A 17,942-nucleotide genomic window follows, 5' to 3' on the forward strand; every position below is an offset into this window, starting at 1 on the left:
ATTTTATATGGTTATATATATGGCGTCAGAGCTGATAAAGCCATGCTGTTACTACGGTCTATATATGTCGATATGATGATGGCACACCATACGAAAGTTTGCACTATTGACTAGAGGCTGTCATTATCAAAAGCTAGGTAGTAAAACATAATTTAAGCGCACTGTTAACAAGTTTATTCACCGGTAAGGTTTAATGATAGCAATCGTTAATCACAGTGTACCGCGTGAGGTGATAGGAAATAAAAATGACATACCAGCCTTCAACTCTAGCGCGTACTGCATCGGTCAATAAATGTGCTACTAATAACAGTACATCAAACGATATCAGTGCTCAATGTATTCAACCCAACTCTCGTATCACGATGACTGCTTCTCGTTGCGATGCCCCACGCATTAATTTTACACGTTCAGCACTTTTTTCTGCTGTAGCGACCAGCTTGGTTGGCTTTGGTGTTGCTCCTACAGCATTAGCTGATTCCGCCAATAATGCAACCATGATGGTTCAGCCTGATAGCCAAATAGCGACGAGTCAAGAGACTGCTGTTTTAGATGAACTATCGACCAATCTTTCTAACAATGTCAATGAAGACTTATTGCAACAAGCAACGGCGATACAGGATCAGGGTTATCAGATGATGACACCTGAACAGATCAATCGTGAGTTGGCTGTGCTCAATATGCAGAATACTCAAGATATTGACATTGTAAGTAATACCAATGTTAGTAATAATGATAGCGATTTTACGGCACCAATTGCGACGCTGAATGACACGACATCACCTATTGGTCTAGATGTGGATTTGGATGCCACCAGTCTGCCAGAACCTAATAACCTTGATACATTGGGTAAAAACGAGACAATTGCTGAATCAACCACTGAATCAACCGATGAAACGACTGAGGTGGTAACGAGTTCGATAAATGTCAGCGAATCTACCAACGACGCTGTCAGTGATGAAAGTGTGGAGGCAGAGGGCAATACCAATAACGAGATGGTAGCCAGTGCCAGCGATGTGACTGATGGAGATGAGCCAACATCAAACATTATCGATCCAAATGACTATTTGCCAGATTATCAAACGGATACTCAGGTAGACAATGGCAGTATAGAACAAACTAGTAGTCCTAGGCCGCGGGAGCGAAACAAAGGCAGTATCGTCAAACGTCTTTATAATCGTTTTTTTAATGACGGTGCCATCACTTTACCTAATGTTGAAACAACTATTTATCTACAAGAAATCGCATCTGAAGACTCAGACAATAGTGAACCAGTAGAAACTAAGGCGGATGATGATATCCAGCCCATGAAAAATATCAAGGCAGCACTTGACGACACTACAGTCCAATCTGTTATTGATTTCACTGCCGCTGCACCAGGCTTACGTCAAACGGCATTAGATGCTGCAAAAGCAGTGGGTTATTATGACGTTACTTTGAGTTTACGTCAGCCTAGTCAAGATACTTTGGATGTTGTGATTGAAAAGCTAGGTGAGCCTGTGCGTGTTGATAGCCGTATTGTTGAGGTTCGTGGAGAAGGTAGTGAGCAAGAAGAATTTATTGCTTTGGAACAGGAGTTACCACCACAAGAAAATGATATCTTTAATCATCGTGTTTATAAAGAAAGTAAAGCCGCACTTGAGTCGCTAAGCAACACGTATGGTTATTTTGACCAGTATTGGCTAAACAAATCTGTTGATATCATTCTGCCGGACAACACCGCAGACGTTTCTCTAGTTTATGACACAGGCGATCGCTACGAGTTTGATGAAGTTGTGTTTTTTACTTATGATAGAGAAACCAATACGTTGACTCAAGACCCTGATAAACTACCTGTCGAGCTGTCACTATTGCAGCAATTACTCGACTTTAAACCCGGTGAGCCCTTTTATGCACCTGATGTGACTAAATTTACCAATGACTTATCATCGACTCGTTATTTTAACACGGTTAATGTTGAATCAATATTGCCTCCAACGGACAGTAGTGAAGCCAGTACTTTGGCTTTCGATAATGAAGCAGTTGATAGTAATGATGACGTTGTTATTGACGACAGTCTTTCGGATGTGACTGATAATAGTAGTGACGATTTAGTGGTATCTAATGAGAGCGATATTGATGAAGGTGTTAGTACTGAGAGCGACAGTGTAAATAATGAAGACACGGTGACTGATGATAGCAGTAATGTCGTCGATGCAGCTGATATGGCCGCTATTGAGTTTGAGGCTGATGAAGCGACCCTTGATAAGTTGCAAGCTATTGAACAAAAGGCAGACCGTTTAAGCAGTTTGCCGAATGATCGGGTATTAGATGAAAAACCTCAAGAGGCAGACAACTTGTTAGGTAAAATCAGCGATTCAATCAGTAATGTTGCGCAAAAAATATTGCCTGATGAAGTAGGCGCTATTGCTGATGAAAACTTTGTCCCACCAACGTTGGCAGGACGTAAGACACCCGAAGATGTTGCTATGAGTAAAAAAGTACCATTATATGTTTTTGTTGGGTCTAACCAACCTCGTGATGCTCAAGTTGGTCTCGGTTATGGAACAGATACAGGTGTGCGCGCAACTGGTAAAATAGACTATAACCTTATTAATCGTCAAGGCTATCAAGCTGGTGCGGAAACAGAAGTGTCGAGTATTACCAAAAATGTAGGTGTCTATGTCAGTCGACCTTGGAAACATCCGCTCAATGATAAGTTGGATGCAACACTCACCTATGAAGAGGAGGTGATCGATCAAGGTGAGGGTAATTTTGACCTATCTACCAGAACATTAAAAACAGGATTGGCACGTAATATTCGTCGTGATAGCGGTTGGAATCGCAGTTATTCTATGCGTTACCGTTTAGATGAGTTAGAAACTGGTGTCGATGATACCGAGTTGGAAGATCTGCCTATACGTTTTACCTCCTCTAATCCAACCCAACAAGCGCTGTTGTTTGGTTATGGTGTTAGTAAAACTGATGTGGATAATAATACCAACCCAACTCAGGGCATACGTCAGTCTTACTCTATCGAAGCAGGCAGTGAGTCAGTTGCTAGTGACACCAATATGGCAATCGCTCGTGCGAGTGTCAGCGGTATCTATAGCTTCGGTGACGATGACAAACATCAGGTATTGGGCAGTTTAAATACGGGTTATATTTGGGCAGATGATTTTTACGAAGTGCCTTATAAATTACGTTTCTTTGCAGGTGGTGATCAGAGTATTCGTGGTTATGATTATGAAAGCTTATCACCATTAGAAAACGGCTATCTAACGGGTGGACAAGTCCTCGCAGTCGGTAGTGCTGAGTATAACTATGAGTTTAAACCAGGCATTCGCGGGGCGTTTTTCACTGATGTGGGTAACGCTTATGACGAAAATTTTGACACTGAGACAAAGGTTGGTGTTGGTGTTGGTATTCGCTGGGCATCACCTGTGGGCGTGGTACGAGTCGATGTCGCGGCTGGCGTGACAGAGGAGAGTATTCCAATCAGGCTGCATTTCTTTATTGGCTCACCTTTATAGTCATTTGATTGATTTTATGTGTTGTTTATTATTCATCGTGCCGATTGCTGGTAATCATTCTTTAACGTAGTTGAGTGTCATGCTGACAAAAAATACCCCGCCTAGCAAGTTACCAGAAGAAGATCCAGCACAGCGAGACGCTCGTGCTGTCAGACGTTGGTATCCGCTGTCATTCCTACTCAAGCTGCTGGTACTTATTTTAATTGTACTTTTGATTATGTTTGCGGTGTTTTTTTATGCAGCTGGTACAGATTCGGGCACTAAATTTATACTAGAAAAAATCAGTACCGAGACAGGTATCGATTTTGAATATGGGCAAGGTAATTTACGTGAAGGTCTTTGGGTTACGGATATTGATATCAAAGCGACTGATGATCTTCAGATATTGGTGGATAAAGCCTATGTAAAAATAGGTTGGCGTGCTGTATTTGCTAAAGAAGTACATTTGCGTGATGCAGACATACAAACCATTGAAATTATCAATAATGAGCCACCAACGGGTGAGCCATTTGATTATAAAACCTTGCAATTACCTGTTAATTTACGCTTTGACCGCGCTAACATAAAAAACATTACTTATAAACAAGTCACACAAGATCCTATTGTTATTCACAATATCGTTGCTCGTGATTTGACATGGGTCGGTAGCATGGTGGAAATTGCTCGCGGTGATTTACAGTATGCTGATATTGTCAATATTAGCGCCTTACAAGGTGAGATTGATCTACAAGGTGATTATCCACTAGATTTAAGTGCTATTGCAGAAGTGAGTGCACTAGAACAAGCCTATATTGACCCACTAAATATTACTGCAACAGGTACGTTGAAACGTACGGTAGGTAAAATACGTAGTCGCTACAATGACAGCGATGTTAGTGGTGATTTTATCGTGCAGGGGTTGGATAGTGATTCGCCTTTTCGGGCAAAACTACAATGGGACGACATCTTAATTCCTTATGCTGAAGAGCAAGATATTCGCTTAACAAGTGGGACAGCTACCGCAGAAGGTGTGATCTCTGAGATACGTCTGCGCATCAATACCGATTTGACGGCTAAAGATATTCCTTCAGGTCATTACCAAGGCCGTGCGGTCATCGCTGATAGTCAGTTACGCATTGATCGTTTGGATGCTGATGTACCTGCTGGACGCCTGGTATTGCAGGGTATTTTAGATTGGAAAAATAGCTTCGATGCTACAATACGAGCGACGGGTAGTAATTTTGATATTCGCCGTGCCATTCCTGATGATTATGCTGACTTTAAAGCATACGCACCACAAACGCTTAATGGTAGGCTGTCGTTACATTATCAGCAGCAGAACAATGCTGGCAATACACAAATTGATGCAGACTTACTCCAACGTGATGGTGAGCATGTCAATGCGAAGATAGCCAGTGGTAAGGTGTCAGCGAAATCCACACAGTCGGCCCCTTGGTATATCAATGCGAAATGGCAAAATCTGGTTCGCCGTGATGTGCCTAATATCGGTAATATTGATAGTCCGAATGGACAGGCAGATGTCATTATTCGTGACTCACAGCTAGTAGTGAATGCTAATACAGTGGTTAATGAGCTCAGTGTCGCACCCAAAGGCCGTTATGATGTGCGTGTGCGAAAATCAGGTGATATTATTAATATCAACCGCCTTAACTATGATGGCATTGTGGGCGATCTATCTGGCACAGGACAGATTAAGCTAGAGAACGCAAATGGTCCATTGACATGGCAGGTTGATGCCAGTACCAAAGAATTATTACCGAAAAAATATAGTAGTGACTTACCGCTTGAGCGTCTAACCGGTAGTATAAGTGCACGTGGGCGTTTATTAAATATCACCAAAAATGGTGTTGGCGGTCAGCGCCATATTATTACCTTAAATAATACTGATTTGCAGACACAACTTGACGCCACGCAAGATAGCCGTACTATCGGTATAACCGGTGGTGGTGATGCTAGTATTGACATCATCGATGGCGAGTTGTCTGTATTTGATACGCGTTTTGATGGGAAGGTGGATACAGCAGATGTACCAAATGGTCAACTGTCTATTGATGCTGCTGGAACACCAAATCTGATTAGCATCCGTAAACTAAATTATAACGGCGAGGCTGGTGCGGTAAAAGCAAAAGGTGTTATTGATTTACGTAAAAATATGGGCTGGACAATAGAGGGTCGCTTTAATGAATTCAACTTGGGTTATTTTTTACCCAACAATCCAGCGATTTTGACAGGTGATCTAAAAACCAGTGGTGAATGGCAAGCTGCCTCTTCTAACAATGCAAATGCAGCAGGTAAGCTACAACGTTTTGCGGTAGATTTTGATGGCGTGCTAGATGCTGAGCAACTGCCAGCAGGTAAGTTGACGATTGATGCCAGTGGTGATGATCAGCTAATTCGTATCAAGCAATTCCGTCATGTGGGTGCAGCAGGTAGTATTGACGCCAAAGGCACCGTTGATGTACGTCAAGGCATTGCGTGGGATATCAATGCAGTGATGGACCGTTTCAATGTGGGTTATTTCCTAAAAGACACACCAAGCGTTATCACGGGTAGTATAGATACAGATGGGCGTTGGAGTGACACGCAGCAAACTATTAATATTAAACAAGTTGATTTAAGTGGTACGTTAAAAGGTCAAACCTTGAGCGCTAAAGGCAGCTTGGCTGCAAAAATGCGCCTACCAACAGATTTAGCCAGTTATTTTAAAAATCTGCAAGCACAAAATGCTCAGGCGCAATATCAGAAAGTAAATGCGTTGATTGATAGTTTAAATGCGGATAACCTCGTATTACGTTGGGGTGACAATTACGTCACTGCTAATGGTGATGCTAAGCAGTTGCAAACTAAAATAAACATCACCAGTTTGGACCAGCTCTCAGATCAGTTGGCTGGTAAAGTAACAGGTGGTGCGACATTATCACAGCCAGCAGGTCAAGCACTACCAACCATTTATATTGACTTGGTGGGTGAGCGTATTGCGCTACCTGGTTTTGTTTTACGCGAAGGTCGTGTTCGCGGAAAGCTGGTCAATTTAGCAAATAGTCCAAGTCAGCTTATCATAACTGCTGAAGGCTTAGATGCTTCTGGGCAAAGTTTTGAAAGTGTTAAGGCCTCATTTAACGGTACTGAAAAAGCACATGTGGTCGATCTTGATATTGCTAATGAACAGCTTACTATTGGTGCAAGGGTTAAAGGTGGCTTTAATCGAGATAAAATGAGTTGGTCTGGCGTTATTGGTGAAGGCCGTCTTCAGTCTCAGTATGCGACTTTAAACCAGCTGCAACCAGCACAACTGATTGTTAATTTACCTTATGAGCAGAATGGCAACAGTAATGATTTTAAGATACAGATGGCTGCGCATTGTTGGCAAGCTGCTGACCAAACGGGCAAGCTGTGTTTACGCAAAAACCTAATCGCATCAGCGGATACAGGCGAGGTTGATGTTGCCCTACAGAATTTAGATACGTCATTATTGTCAGTATTCTTACCCGAAGATATTGATTGGTCGGCCAAGATTAATGGTAAGGCCATTGTTGGCTGGCAAAATGGACGTCCACCAACCATCAATACCACTTTATACTCGGATAATGGCAAAATTGGCTTGGTGCAGGATGGTAGTAGTACTTCTGTCACCCTGCCTTATAAGCGAGTCTCTCTCATTGCTTTATCAGTTCCAGAAGGCATTAAGCTGCGCACAGATATCAATACAGGTCATGGTGCTCGTGGCTATGCCGAGGTCATTGTCGACCCTTATAAAGCAACGAAACCAATCTCTGGTGCCTTAGTGCTTAACGAGCTTAACCTAGCGATACTTAAGCCTTTCTTTCCAGGTATGCGAGCCCTACAAGGAAATGTCACAATGGCAGGTGGATTGGGTGGTACTTTAGATAAGCCGCAGTTCTATGGTGACGTAAAACTAGAGAATGGTCGCATTGCAATGTTGGATTTGCCAATTAATTTAACCAATGTAAATACTAATGCCAAAATTCGTGGTACACAAGCGACCTTAGATGGTACGTTTAACAGTGGTACAGGTACAGGAACTTTGACCGGAACGATTGATTGGCAACAAAAACTACAAGCCAAGCTGAGCATTGTTGGTGAGGGTTTAGTGATTACGCAGCCACCTTTATTAGTGGCTGAAATTAATCCTGATATTGATATTATCGTGCGCCCAGAGGACAGTTATGTCGATATTAAAGGTGCGATTAGTGTACCGTCAGCAACCATTCGTCCACCAGCAGCCAGTGAAGACATTGTTACTCAAACCGAAGATGCTGTTGTGCTCGATCGTCGTCTGATTGGTAATGTTGATGAAGTATTGGCTATTTCAAAACCTTGGTCTATCAATGCCAATGTTGGTATTGATTTGGGTGAGGATATCAACTTCCGTGGATTTGGTGCGGTTATTCCTTTGGCTGGCGCGATCAATATCACTCAAAATGATACAGGAGTCATGCGTGCCAAGGGTGTGGTGCAGGTGTCACGCCGAACCGATATCAATGCCTTTGGTCAAAGTTTAGAGCTTAATTATGGTCAAGTGCGTTTCGATGGCGATGTTATGAACCCGAGCTTAAGTATTGAAGCCGTGAAAACCATTGAGAGTAAAACGGTAGGTCTACGGGTCAAAGGGGATGCCGAAACACCAAATATCATCGTCTTTAATAATGCAGGGCTGACTCAGCAGCAAGCAATGAATGCATTGGTCACAGGTCGTCTCACTAGTACAGGTGCGACGCAAATTAGTGAGCAAGGGTTTAAATCAGAAGTTACCAATAATTTAGCAGCAGCTGGACTCAGTTTCGGGCTTAGTGGCACGCGTAGCTTAACCAATCAGATAGGTCAAGCATTTGGTTTGCAAGGTCTTACGGTAGATGCATCAGGCAGTAGCGAGGATACCAATGTCAATGTCACGGGTTATGTGACCCCTGACTTATATATCCGCTATGGAGTAGGTGTGTTTAATGCAGAGAGTACGCTATCGGCTCGCTATCAGCTGACACGCCGTATCTATGTCGAAGCAAGCTCAGCCACAGAAAACGCGATTGATGTAGTTTATAGCTGGCGGTTCTAAATGATATATGCGAATACTGAGGTCACGCCCTAGCTTTCAGCCAATAAAAAACGCCTTTTAATGAAGGCGTTTTTTTATAGGTAGGCTTGTGTTCTGTGAACACAGGTTTATTTGGTGAGGATCAAGCGATTATTACGAGTTAGGCGTAGACGATATTCTTCACCTTCATGCTCAATACGTACCTCTTTGGTTAGAGCAAACAGATGCTGTGATTGTAGAGTAGGTAGACGGTTTTCGCGGCAGTTCAAATAACGAGAGATAACCATGCTCATAATAAATTCCTTTTGATAAAAATTGGCTGAGTAATGAGAACAATAAATAATCAGTTGTTCTTAACGATAATAATTATCATTTAGATTGAAAGATTTTGCAAGCTAATTGATAAAATAAAATGCAGTTATTATGTAAACTTATCTAAAGAAACCGTTATAAAACGTCGATAAATTAAAAAATTAAAAAATAAATTATTTATAATCAATTACTTATGTTTATTTTTACTCATTCGGCATTTTAATGTAGTTAGTTTTCAAATAAAGACAGTAATAAAGGATAGCCTTATGGCAACAAAGGTAAATAATCAAGCAGCCAGCCTATTTCCAAATAAAAAAACAAGCGCCGTAAACGTGGCGGTTGCTGTGATTTATTATAAAGATGAATACTTACTTGGGTTTAGAAGTGCTGAGCAGCATCAAGGCAATCGCTATGAGTTTGTAGGCGGTAAAATCGAGACTCATGAAAATGCCGAACAGGCATTGATTCGAGAAGTTGCCGAAGAAACAGGTATCGCTATTCATGGCAATACTATCGTCAAGCTTGGCCGTTTGCATCATGATTATGCTGATAAGCAAGTGAGTCTACAGGTTTACAAGATTGAGCTAACCGTACAGCAATATGAGCAGTATCAGCATTGTGACTATGGGTTAGAAGGGCAGGCGCTAACGTGGGTCAATAAATCTAGTTTATTGGCAGGCGAGTACCAATTACCCGCTGCCAATAAAACCATTCTAGAGTGGTTAAAAGTGCCAGAGAACATAGCGATCACTTATCCATTGGTACAATTTAGCGAGTGTGTAGATCCAGTGGCAGCATGGTTGCAATATCATCAAGAACACTTAATGCCAAAGTCTTGGGTTTATATTCGAATAAAGGCAGATGGCTTAGAAAACATAGCCGCGCAATTGATGGATAAGCGACCAGACATTCAAGCCATTGTTCCCTACTATAATAGCCATACGTTACACACTGAACAGTCGCCTTCGTCTAAAAGCAACACTAGTCAAAACGTTGCTTATCATTTAACTCACACGGCATTGATGCAATGGTCTGATAATACTAGAGCGCTGCCTGACCGTAGTCTATTAAGCAATCTGCCACTAGTCGTCAGCTGTCATGATAGCGCCAGTATTCATGCGGCTAATGAGCTTGCTGATCATCGAATACAGCAACAGTTGCCACCCGTTATTGCGATTTTTATATCGCCAGTATTAACCACCCAAACGCATCCAGATACGATGCCACTAGGCTGGGAATCATGGTCAGAATTGGCACAGCTGGCGGATATGCCGGTGATTGGTTTGGGCGGTTTATCTCCTGAGATGATCGATCAAGCATTGGTCCATGGTGGTATCAGTGTTGCAGGTATTCGTCAGTTTTTTAACAAGCCTTAATCAGTAACTATATAAATAACCATATAAGTAACTATGTGTTTGTTCTACAGCATAAATTCATAATTACTTACAAACCGTTGCGTTTTCCTACATTGTGACACTGTTTTAGTCGTGGCGTCGCTATTAATATAGTTGACCTGATTACAGAGTTCTTAATACCGCACCCCCAAATTATAATTGGCTACATTAGAATTGCTTAGTTCTAGTACTTGCAGATGTGTTCCTTGCTATTCTGATTTGCGTGGATGGTATAAGTGATTTTTGATAAGTGTATGGCTTATCACAACTTCTCTGAACATCCTTATAAACAGCCACTACAAATATGGTATAGCTATGAAAACCAATAAGTTACCTCAGTCAGTACGGTCTGATATGCAGGAATCCGGTTCTCAACTCCAGCAGGTTAGTCAGTCGGGCGGCGATTATCTGAATAATGATAATGCACGGCAGACGGATTATGCGAGTAACGATGACAGTTACAAACATGACATTTTGAATGATAATTACTTGAAACGTTTGGTGAGAGATACGTCTTCACAAGCCAAATATTTTGGATATAAGAGTGCCGACAACAGCCTATTAAAGGTAAAAAAACTCGATAGGACAGATCGTGACGATATCGAGCGCAAGGCTTCAACGCGTAGCGATGTCAAAAATCTTAATAGTATTAATGACGATAATACAGACGTGTATACGATTGATAGCGTTAAGCAGTCAAAAGCTCTAATCAAAGAAGCAGTGCTGAAGTCAGCGTCTTTAGCGCATCAAACGAGTCATTCAAGAGATGACCTTGGACACAAAGGTTTTGGACAAAAAAACGATTTCTCATTGGGTGCTACTCACTCATCATATAAAGACATACCGGAGCGTATCTTTATGAATGGACTTATTAAGCACACAGGTATCGCGTTAGCGATTATCATACCATTAGCAGCGTTTTCAGCGTATGCCGCCACGCCGGACATAAGCTCTGATGCAATGTCCAGCAACACGACGACAGAAACGTTAGCAATCGAGCCAAGTGCAATCATTCATAAGTCTGCCAATACACCAACCACAGTAGATAGCGTTGATCTCAAACAATATGCTGGTACCTGGTATGAGATTGGGCGTTTGCCAATGTATTTTCAACGCAATTGTGCCAGTGACGTCACAGCCAATTATGCTGAGAAAACGGATAGCTCAGGTATTACTGTCACCAATAAGTGCGTAGGTGAAGACGGTGCTGAAATTGTTGCTGAAGGTCTTGCCAAACCAGATGATGATACAGGCAGTAAGTTGAAAGTGACGTTCTTGCCATCGTGGATTCGTTGGTTGCCAGTTGGCCGAGCTGATTACTGGGTATTAGCACGTGATGCTGATTACAAAACAGCACTGGTTGGTACACCTGATAAAGACTATTTGTGGTTATTGGCCCGCTCACCAAATATCAGTCAAGAAACCTATTCTAAGTATCGCCAGATTGCTCAACAACAAGGTTATGACTTAAAAGAATTTAAGCTAACGCCGCAAACCAACCAAACTATTAATCTGGTTCCTTAGATTAATGTGGTTTCTTAGATTAATCTGATTTCTTGGACCATTATGATCGAACAACCTTTGCATTAACAAAAATAAAGGTAGCATAATACGTTGCCTTTATTTTTATGATAACCAGCATCATTTAATAAAATGTTTTATAGACAATGGTGAATCGGTTATCACTGGCAAAATTGGGCATTTTAGGCTAAAATCTAGGCGTTCTAATTACTCGGTAGCCGATGACGTAGACTAATAATGTTTGCTGGCCACATTAGGGTGATTGCTTAGATAACATATAATTCATATTTCTTTGTACTTTACTGATCATACATTACTGACCATAAGGATGTTTCTCGTGAGCAACGCTGATACCTTACGCCAATTACATCAAGACCACTTAAGCAACTATAATAATCAAGAACAACAAGCAATTGAGCTTATGGGGTTATTGAATAAGCTTTATAATAATCAAGACGTACAAGTGACCTTGTTCGGCGAAACGCTAGACTCTACCTCGGTTGGTCAGATATTAGCGCTACACCAAAAAGTAGCACTACGCGATAATAATGCAAAACCTATCGATATCGCTGATACGCTAGCCATGGTAAAGGTTATTGCAGAGAGCAAGGACATCCAAGCTACTCGCATCGATGTTGGTCAACTGATTGCTAACGACACTGACGTACAAGCTGCATTACAATCTATCAATAGTGCTGGTGCTGTCAATGGTGCAACAGATGTTGTATTGTATGGTTTCGGTCGTATTGGTCGTATCTTAACGCGCTTATTACTGTCACAAGCATCAAGCGCAAAAGGTTTGCAATTAAAAGCTATCGTCGTACGTCCAGCAGCAGCTGGCGATCTGGCCAAGCGTATTTCATTGCTTGAGCGTGATTCAATCCACGGTAGATTTTTGGGTGGTATCAGCATTGATGATGACAATAACGGCATGATTATTAACGGCCGTTTTGTCCAAGTTATCTATGCTAACGATCCGAGTACTATCGATTATACTGCTTATGGTATCGACGATGCGCTAGTCATTGATAACACGGGTATCTGGAAGGACGAAGCAGGTCTTGGTAAGCACTTACAATCAACAGGTGTGAAGAAAGTACTGCTAACAGCACCAGCTGGTGGCGATATCAAAAACGTTGTGTATGGTGTGAATAATGACACTGTTGGTGATGATACGATTGTCAGTGCTGCCAGCTGTACGACCAACGCTATCACACCAACGCTAAACGTACTAAATGATGAATACGGTATCGAAAACGGTCACGTAGAGACCATTCATTCATTTACCAATGATCAAAACTTGGTTGATAATTATCACAAGTCAGATCGCCGTGGTCGTAGTGCTGTGATGAATATGGTTATCACTAGTACTGGTGCCGCAAAAGCAGTAGGCAAAGCACTACCAGAATTAAGTGGTAAACTGACAGGTAATGCCATCCGCGTACCAACGCCAAATGTCAGCTTAGCGATTTTGAATTTGAATCTGAAGACTGCACCAGAAAGTGCTGATGCCTTAAATGAATTCTTGCGCAAAATTGCCAACAGTAGTACTTGGCAGTCGCAGATTGCTTATACAGATTCTACAGAAGCAGTATCAACGGATTTTGTTGGTACGACTCATGTCGGTATCATCGATGCTCAAGCGACTATTTTGACTGGTAATCAAGCCATCGTATATGTTTGGTATGACAACGAAGTAGGTTATAGTACTCAGGTATTGCGTTTGGCGACACAAATGGCCGGCATCAGCTACGCTCAGATTCCTGCATAAGACGGTAACCCTACGTAGCATTAAAAATCATAAGATACTGCCATTATCATTAAACCTAACTCTCTAATTGGTATTATAGCTAGAGATTTGGGCATAATTTTAAATGATGTATCCCAAACACCCGATAGTCTGATTGGTTATCGGGTTTTATTGTTATAATGCCAACAGCAAAATACTTGCTGCAATCATTGTGGCATGACAATATAGTAAACACCTAAAATACAGCCGTTGGTTGTAACCAGTATATTGACTGGATTGTAAATTAAGGAACGTAAAATGCGATTTATTGATGAAGCCGTCGTAACGGTAAAAGCAGGTGACGGTGGTAACGGAATCGCCAGTTTTCGCCGAGAAAAATATGTCCCACGTGGTGGCCCCGATGGTGGTGATGGTGGCAAGGGCGGAGATGTTTATGTCATTGCAGAGGATAACACCAATACCTTAGTTGACTATCGCTATACTCGTCGTCACGATGCTATGCGAGCTGAGAATGGTCACAGTAGAAACTGTTCAGGCAAAGGCTCTGATGACCTTTATCTACCTGTACCTATCGGTACGACTGTGGTTGATACTGAGACTGATGAAGTCTTGGGTGATTTGCTTGAAATCGGCCAGACATTACTGATTGCCAAAGGTGGCGATGGTGGTTTAGGTAACACTCATTTTAAAAGCTCTACTAACCAAGCACCGCGTAAAGCAACCTCTGGTTTTGAAGGTGAGTTAAAGGTTCTTAAATTTGAGCTAAAAGTAGTAGCTGACGTTGGTCTAATTGGCTTACCTAATGCTGGTAAATCCACTTTTATTCGCCAAGTTTCTGCGGCGAGACCAAAAGTGGCCGACTATCCATTTACCACACTTGTACCTAACTTGGGTGTGGTTGATATCGGTCGTCATCGCTCATTTGTGATGGCCGATATCCCAGGTTTGATTGAAGGTGCGTCAGAAGGTGCCGGACTTGGCATTCGCTTCCTAAAACATGTTGCGCGTACGCGTCGTCTGTTACACCTAGTTGATGTCAATCCTGTTGATGGTAGTGACCCAGTTGATAACGCCCGTGTTATCTTAAACGAACTTGAGCGTTTTTCACCTGAGCTGGCAAACTTACCACAAATTCTAGTATTGAATAAAATAGATCAGGTCAATGAAGAAGACTTGAATGCACTTTGCACACATATCGTGGCAGAGCTTGGCTGGACAGGTATTGTCTTCCGTACCGCTACATTGACTGGTGAAGGTGTTGACGCTGTTAAATATCACTTGATGAATGAGATTGAGCTTGAGCGCGAGCGTGAAATAGAAGACCCTATCTTCGCTGAAGCCCAAAAAGATCGTTTTGAACGTTTAGAAGCAGAAGTGCGTCTCAACACTGAAGCACAGCGTGAAGCGTATCGTGCAGCTCGTAAAGCAGCGCGTGAAGGGGTGGACTTAAGCGACGATGATGATTTCGATGATGATGATGGCGTCGAAGTAGTTTATGTTCCTTAAATAAATTTTTTTGAGTTCACCTACGTAAGTTAATATGATCAAGCAGTTAAAATTATTAAGAAACTACAACACGTAAGCTAATGAGTTTACGTGAATATATCTGAATTTTTTAAATCAATCCCTAATCAATTCACAAAATAAACAGGAGTTTATATGGCAGATGACATAGAAAACACGGTCGAAGAAGCACGATTTGTTAAACAAACTCGCAACTTTGACATTCAGCGCGTTATTGTCAAGATTGGCTCATCGTTATTAACCAATAACGGTCGAGGGCTCGATCGAACTGCCATATATGAGTGGGCAAAGCAAATTGCTAAACTACATAAGCAAGGCATCGAAGTACTATTGGTATCGTCAGGTGCAGTTGCTGAAGGTGTGGTACGTATGGACCTTGAGGAACGCCCTAAAAAATTAGCAGCACTACAGGCCTGTGCTTCTATCGGTCAAATGGGTTTGATTGAAACCTGGTGGTCAGCATTGATTCAGCATGGTATCCAAAGCTCGCAACTATTATTGACTCATGATGATTTGTCTAACCGCAGCCGTTATCTCAATACTACGGGTGCGTTGACTCAACTACTAGAGTGGCATGTGCTACCAGTCATCAATGAAAATGACACCATTACTATTGATGAAATTAAATTTGGTGATAACGACACTTTAGGGGCAATGGCAGCAGCAATGGTTAATGCTGATTTGTACATTATCTTAACGGATCAAAAAGGTGTTTTTACTGATAATCCACGTGATAACCCTAATGCTAAAATGATTCGCCAAGAGCGTGCCATGGCTGATTACTTGTTTGATATAGCAGGGGATGGCGGTAAACTTGGACGTGGTGGTATGTTGACCAAAATACGTGCTGGTCGTTTGGCTGCAATGGGTGGTTGCCCAACTGTTATCGTGAGCGGTGCTATTGATGATGTCATCACTCGTGTGGTGTCAGGTGAAGCGGTTGGTACACTATTGACAACCAACGATGAAGATAAAATCATCGCTCGTAAGCAATGGCTCGCAGCTCACTTGCGTATGTCAGGCAGCTTAGTGGTCGATGCGGGTGCAGCAAAGGCGTTGACTGAACTTAATAAAAGTCTATTGCCAGTTGGTGTGGTAGAAGTGCGTGGTGGTTTTGATGAAGGTGATGTGGTTGAAATTATTCATCAGGATACTGGCGAGCGTATCGCCGTTGGACAAGTAAACTTTTCATCGGATGATGCGCATCGAGCAGCACGTGAGCGTACAGAGCAATTCGATAAGATTTTTGGTAGTAATGAAGAGCGTGTGGTTATGGTACACCGTGATAATTTAGCACTCACAGTATAGTTTATGGATTGTATGGCAAACGTTAGGGCGTGTCCTCAATTCAATCGATAATCATCTAAATGGGTTAAAAATGGCTAAATCTTGCCAAACGGCGTCAAATAGCTGATTAATATCTCGATATTATCTGCGCTATTTTCCTTGTTTGACTGCAGTTTATCTCATTTTTATCACCATTTTTAAAATGAGGACACGCCCTAGTATGCAAGTCATATAAAGGTAAATACAGGCTATAGGATAATAGTTATCCTTATCTATCCATACTTATATATTGTAAATATTTCATATCTTTTTATTCAACTTATTGTATTTATCACAGCTTACATTGATCATGATGAAAGCTGTGATATTTTGGAGATTTGCACATGAGTGCTTCAGATAGCAGTAACTCAGTTCAGCAAGACTTTGCGCCCTTAAAAAATGACAGATTGCTCCGAGCATTGCGATTTGAGACGATCGACACCACGCCCGTTTGGATGATGCGTCAAGCTGGCCGTTATTTACCAGAGTATAAGGCGACTCGTGCCGATGCAGGTGATTTCATGAGCCTATGCAGAGATACTGACCGTGCTACTGAAGTGACTTTACAGCCATTACGTCGTTATGATTTAGACGCTGCTATCTTATTCAGTGATATTTTGACTATCCCTGATGCAATGGGATTGGGACTATATTTTGAAGCTGGCGAAGGTCCAAAGTTCAAGCATCCTATCCGTCAGCAAGCCGATCTTGATAGATTGCCAGTGTTAGAGCCCAATGACTCTCTTGACTATGTTATGCGTGCGGTAACGAGCATTCGTAAGGCTTTGAATGGGCAAGTGCCCCTATTTGGTTTTTCTGGTAGTCCTTGGACACTGGCTACTTACATGGTAGAAGGTGGCGGCTCAAAAGATTACCGCTATACCAAAGGCTTTTTATACAGCAATCCTCAGTTTTTGCATCAATTATTGGATAAATTGGCAACGTCGGTTATCGATTATTTAGACGCGCAGGTGGTTGCTGGTGCTCAAATATTACAGATATTTGATAGTTGGGGTGGGGCGCTTGGCCATCGTCAATTTATCGAGTTTTCTCACGCTTATAATAAACGTATTATCGCTGAGCTAAAGGTACGCCACCCACAAGTACCAGTAGTATTATTCACTAAAGGTGGTGGATTGTGGCTAGATATTCAAGCGGATAGTGAAGCGGATGTTTTGGGTCTGGATTGGACGATGCCGATTGATCGTGCTAGACAAGTTTTGACGGATAGTCAGCGTGAGCTAACCAAACAGTACAATCAACCACAACGTAGCAAAGCCGTTCAAGGAAATTTAGATCCAGCGACGCTTTATGGATCACCTGAGACTATTCGTTCTGAAGTTAATGCGATGCTTGATAGTGCTTATGCTAGTGGCGAAAAAACAGGTTATATAGCAAACTTAGGTCATGGCATCACTCAGTGGGTCAACCCTGATAACGCAAAAGTGTTTATCGATGCGGTACATGATTATAAGCTTTAAAAGTAATTGTTTATTAATTTTGAGTGTTGAATATTTAAAGCAGACTCTAAACTTATCTACTATTTATTAAGT

Annotated in this window: 9 protein-coding genes; 8 read left to right on the plus strand and 1 reads right to left on the minus strand. The window is 41.9% G+C overall.

The annotated features are described in order from the left end of the window. The first annotated feature begins 245 nt into the window (after window positions 1–245). Window positions 246–3,509, plus strand: coding sequence for an autotransporter assembly complex protein TamA (locus ACT3SX_RS08795; RefSeq protein WP_442063249.1), 3,264 nt, complete (start codon window positions 246–248; stop codon window positions 3,507–3,509). Window positions 3,510–3,588: 79 nt separating this feature from the next. After that, complete coding sequence (locus ACT3SX_RS08800) at window positions 3,589–8,583, plus strand: translocation/assembly module TamB domain-containing protein (RefSeq protein WP_442069729.1); 4,995 nt, start codon at window positions 3,589–3,591, stop codon at window positions 8,581–8,583. Window positions 8,584–8,690: 107 nt separating this feature from the next. Here the strand turns inward: ACT3SX_RS08800 and hemP are convergent, their stop codons facing one another. Next, a complete protein-coding gene (hemP, locus tag ACT3SX_RS08805) occupies window positions 8,691–8,849 on the minus strand; it encodes a hemin uptake protein HemP (protein ID WP_227672156.1) in 159 nt (52 codons plus the stop codon). A 291-nt stretch (window positions 8,850–9,140) separates the two neighbouring features. Here hemP and ACT3SX_RS08810 point away from each other — a divergent pair, with 291 nt between their 5' ends. From ACT3SX_RS08810 to hemE, 6 genes are all read left to right on the plus strand, one after another. After that, window positions 9,141–10,250, plus strand: a complete 1,110-nt coding sequence (locus ACT3SX_RS08810; RefSeq protein ID WP_442062569.1) for an NUDIX domain-containing protein — start codon at window positions 9,141–9,143, stop codon at window positions 10,248–10,250. 333 nt (window positions 10,251–10,583) lie between these two features. Then, window positions 10,584–11,792 (plus strand): lipocalin family protein, encoded by a 1,209-nt coding sequence (locus ACT3SX_RS08815; RefSeq protein WP_442062566.1) that lies wholly within the window; start codon window positions 10,584–10,586, stop codon window positions 11,790–11,792. 325 nt (window positions 11,793–12,117) lie between these two features. Continuing rightward, window positions 12,118–13,560, plus strand: coding sequence for a glyceraldehyde-3-phosphate dehydrogenase (locus ACT3SX_RS08820; protein ID WP_192519318.1), 1,443 nt, complete (start codon window positions 12,118–12,120; stop codon window positions 13,558–13,560). 276 nt (window positions 13,561–13,836) lie between these two features. Further along, on the plus strand, window positions 13,837–15,045 hold the full coding sequence (gene cgtA, locus ACT3SX_RS08825; RefSeq protein ID WP_192519319.1) for an Obg family GTPase CgtA: 1,209 nt from the start codon (window positions 13,837–13,839) through the stop codon (window positions 15,043–15,045). 153 nt (window positions 15,046–15,198) lie between these two features. Beyond that, on the plus strand, window positions 15,199–16,371 hold the full coding sequence (proB, locus tag ACT3SX_RS08830) for a glutamate 5-kinase (protein ID WP_192518408.1): 1,173 nt from the start codon (window positions 15,199–15,201) through the stop codon (window positions 16,369–16,371). Window positions 16,372–16,733: 362 nt separating this feature from the next. Beyond that, a complete protein-coding gene (gene hemE / locus ACT3SX_RS08835; RefSeq protein ID WP_192518409.1) occupies window positions 16,734–17,870 on the plus strand; it encodes a uroporphyrinogen decarboxylase in 1,137 nt (378 codons plus the stop codon). The last annotated feature ends 72 nt before the right edge of the window (window positions 17,871–17,942 follow it).

This window comes from Psychrobacter sp. AOP31-B2-9, from assembly GCF_052378005.1.
In the GTDB taxonomy this organism is placed as follows: domain Bacteria; phylum Pseudomonadota; class Gammaproteobacteria; order Pseudomonadales; family Moraxellaceae; genus Psychrobacter.

Excerpts from the sequence above, each read along its gene's own strand:
- ACT3SX_RS08795 (WP_442063249.1), top strand. The coding sequence starts at position 246 with ATGACATACCAGCCTTCAACTCTAGCGCGTACTGCATCGGTCAATAAA.
- ACT3SX_RS08800 (WP_442069729.1), top strand. The coding sequence starts at position 3,589 with ATGCTGACAAAAAATACCCCGCCTAGCAAGTTACCAGAAGAAGATCCA.
- hemP (WP_227672156.1), bottom strand. The coding sequence starts at position 8,849 with ATGGTTATCTCTCGTTATTTGAACTGCCGCGAAAACCGTCTACCTACT.
- ACT3SX_RS08810 (WP_442062569.1), top strand. The coding sequence starts at position 9,141 with ATGGCAACAAAGGTAAATAATCAAGCAGCCAGCCTATTTCCAAATAAA.
- ACT3SX_RS08815 (WP_442062566.1), top strand. The coding sequence starts at position 10,584 with ATGAAAACCAATAAGTTACCTCAGTCAGTACGGTCTGATATGCAGGAA.
- ACT3SX_RS08820 (WP_192519318.1), top strand. The coding sequence starts at position 12,118 with ATGTTTCTCGTGAGCAACGCTGATACCTTACGCCAATTACATCAAGAC.
- cgtA (WP_192519319.1), top strand. The coding sequence starts at position 13,837 with ATGCGATTTATTGATGAAGCCGTCGTAACGGTAAAAGCAGGTGACGGT.
- proB (WP_192518408.1), top strand. The coding sequence starts at position 15,199 with ATGGCAGATGACATAGAAAACACGGTCGAAGAAGCACGATTTGTTAAA.
- hemE (WP_192518409.1), top strand. The coding sequence starts at position 16,734 with ATGAGTGCTTCAGATAGCAGTAACTCAGTTCAGCAAGACTTTGCGCCC.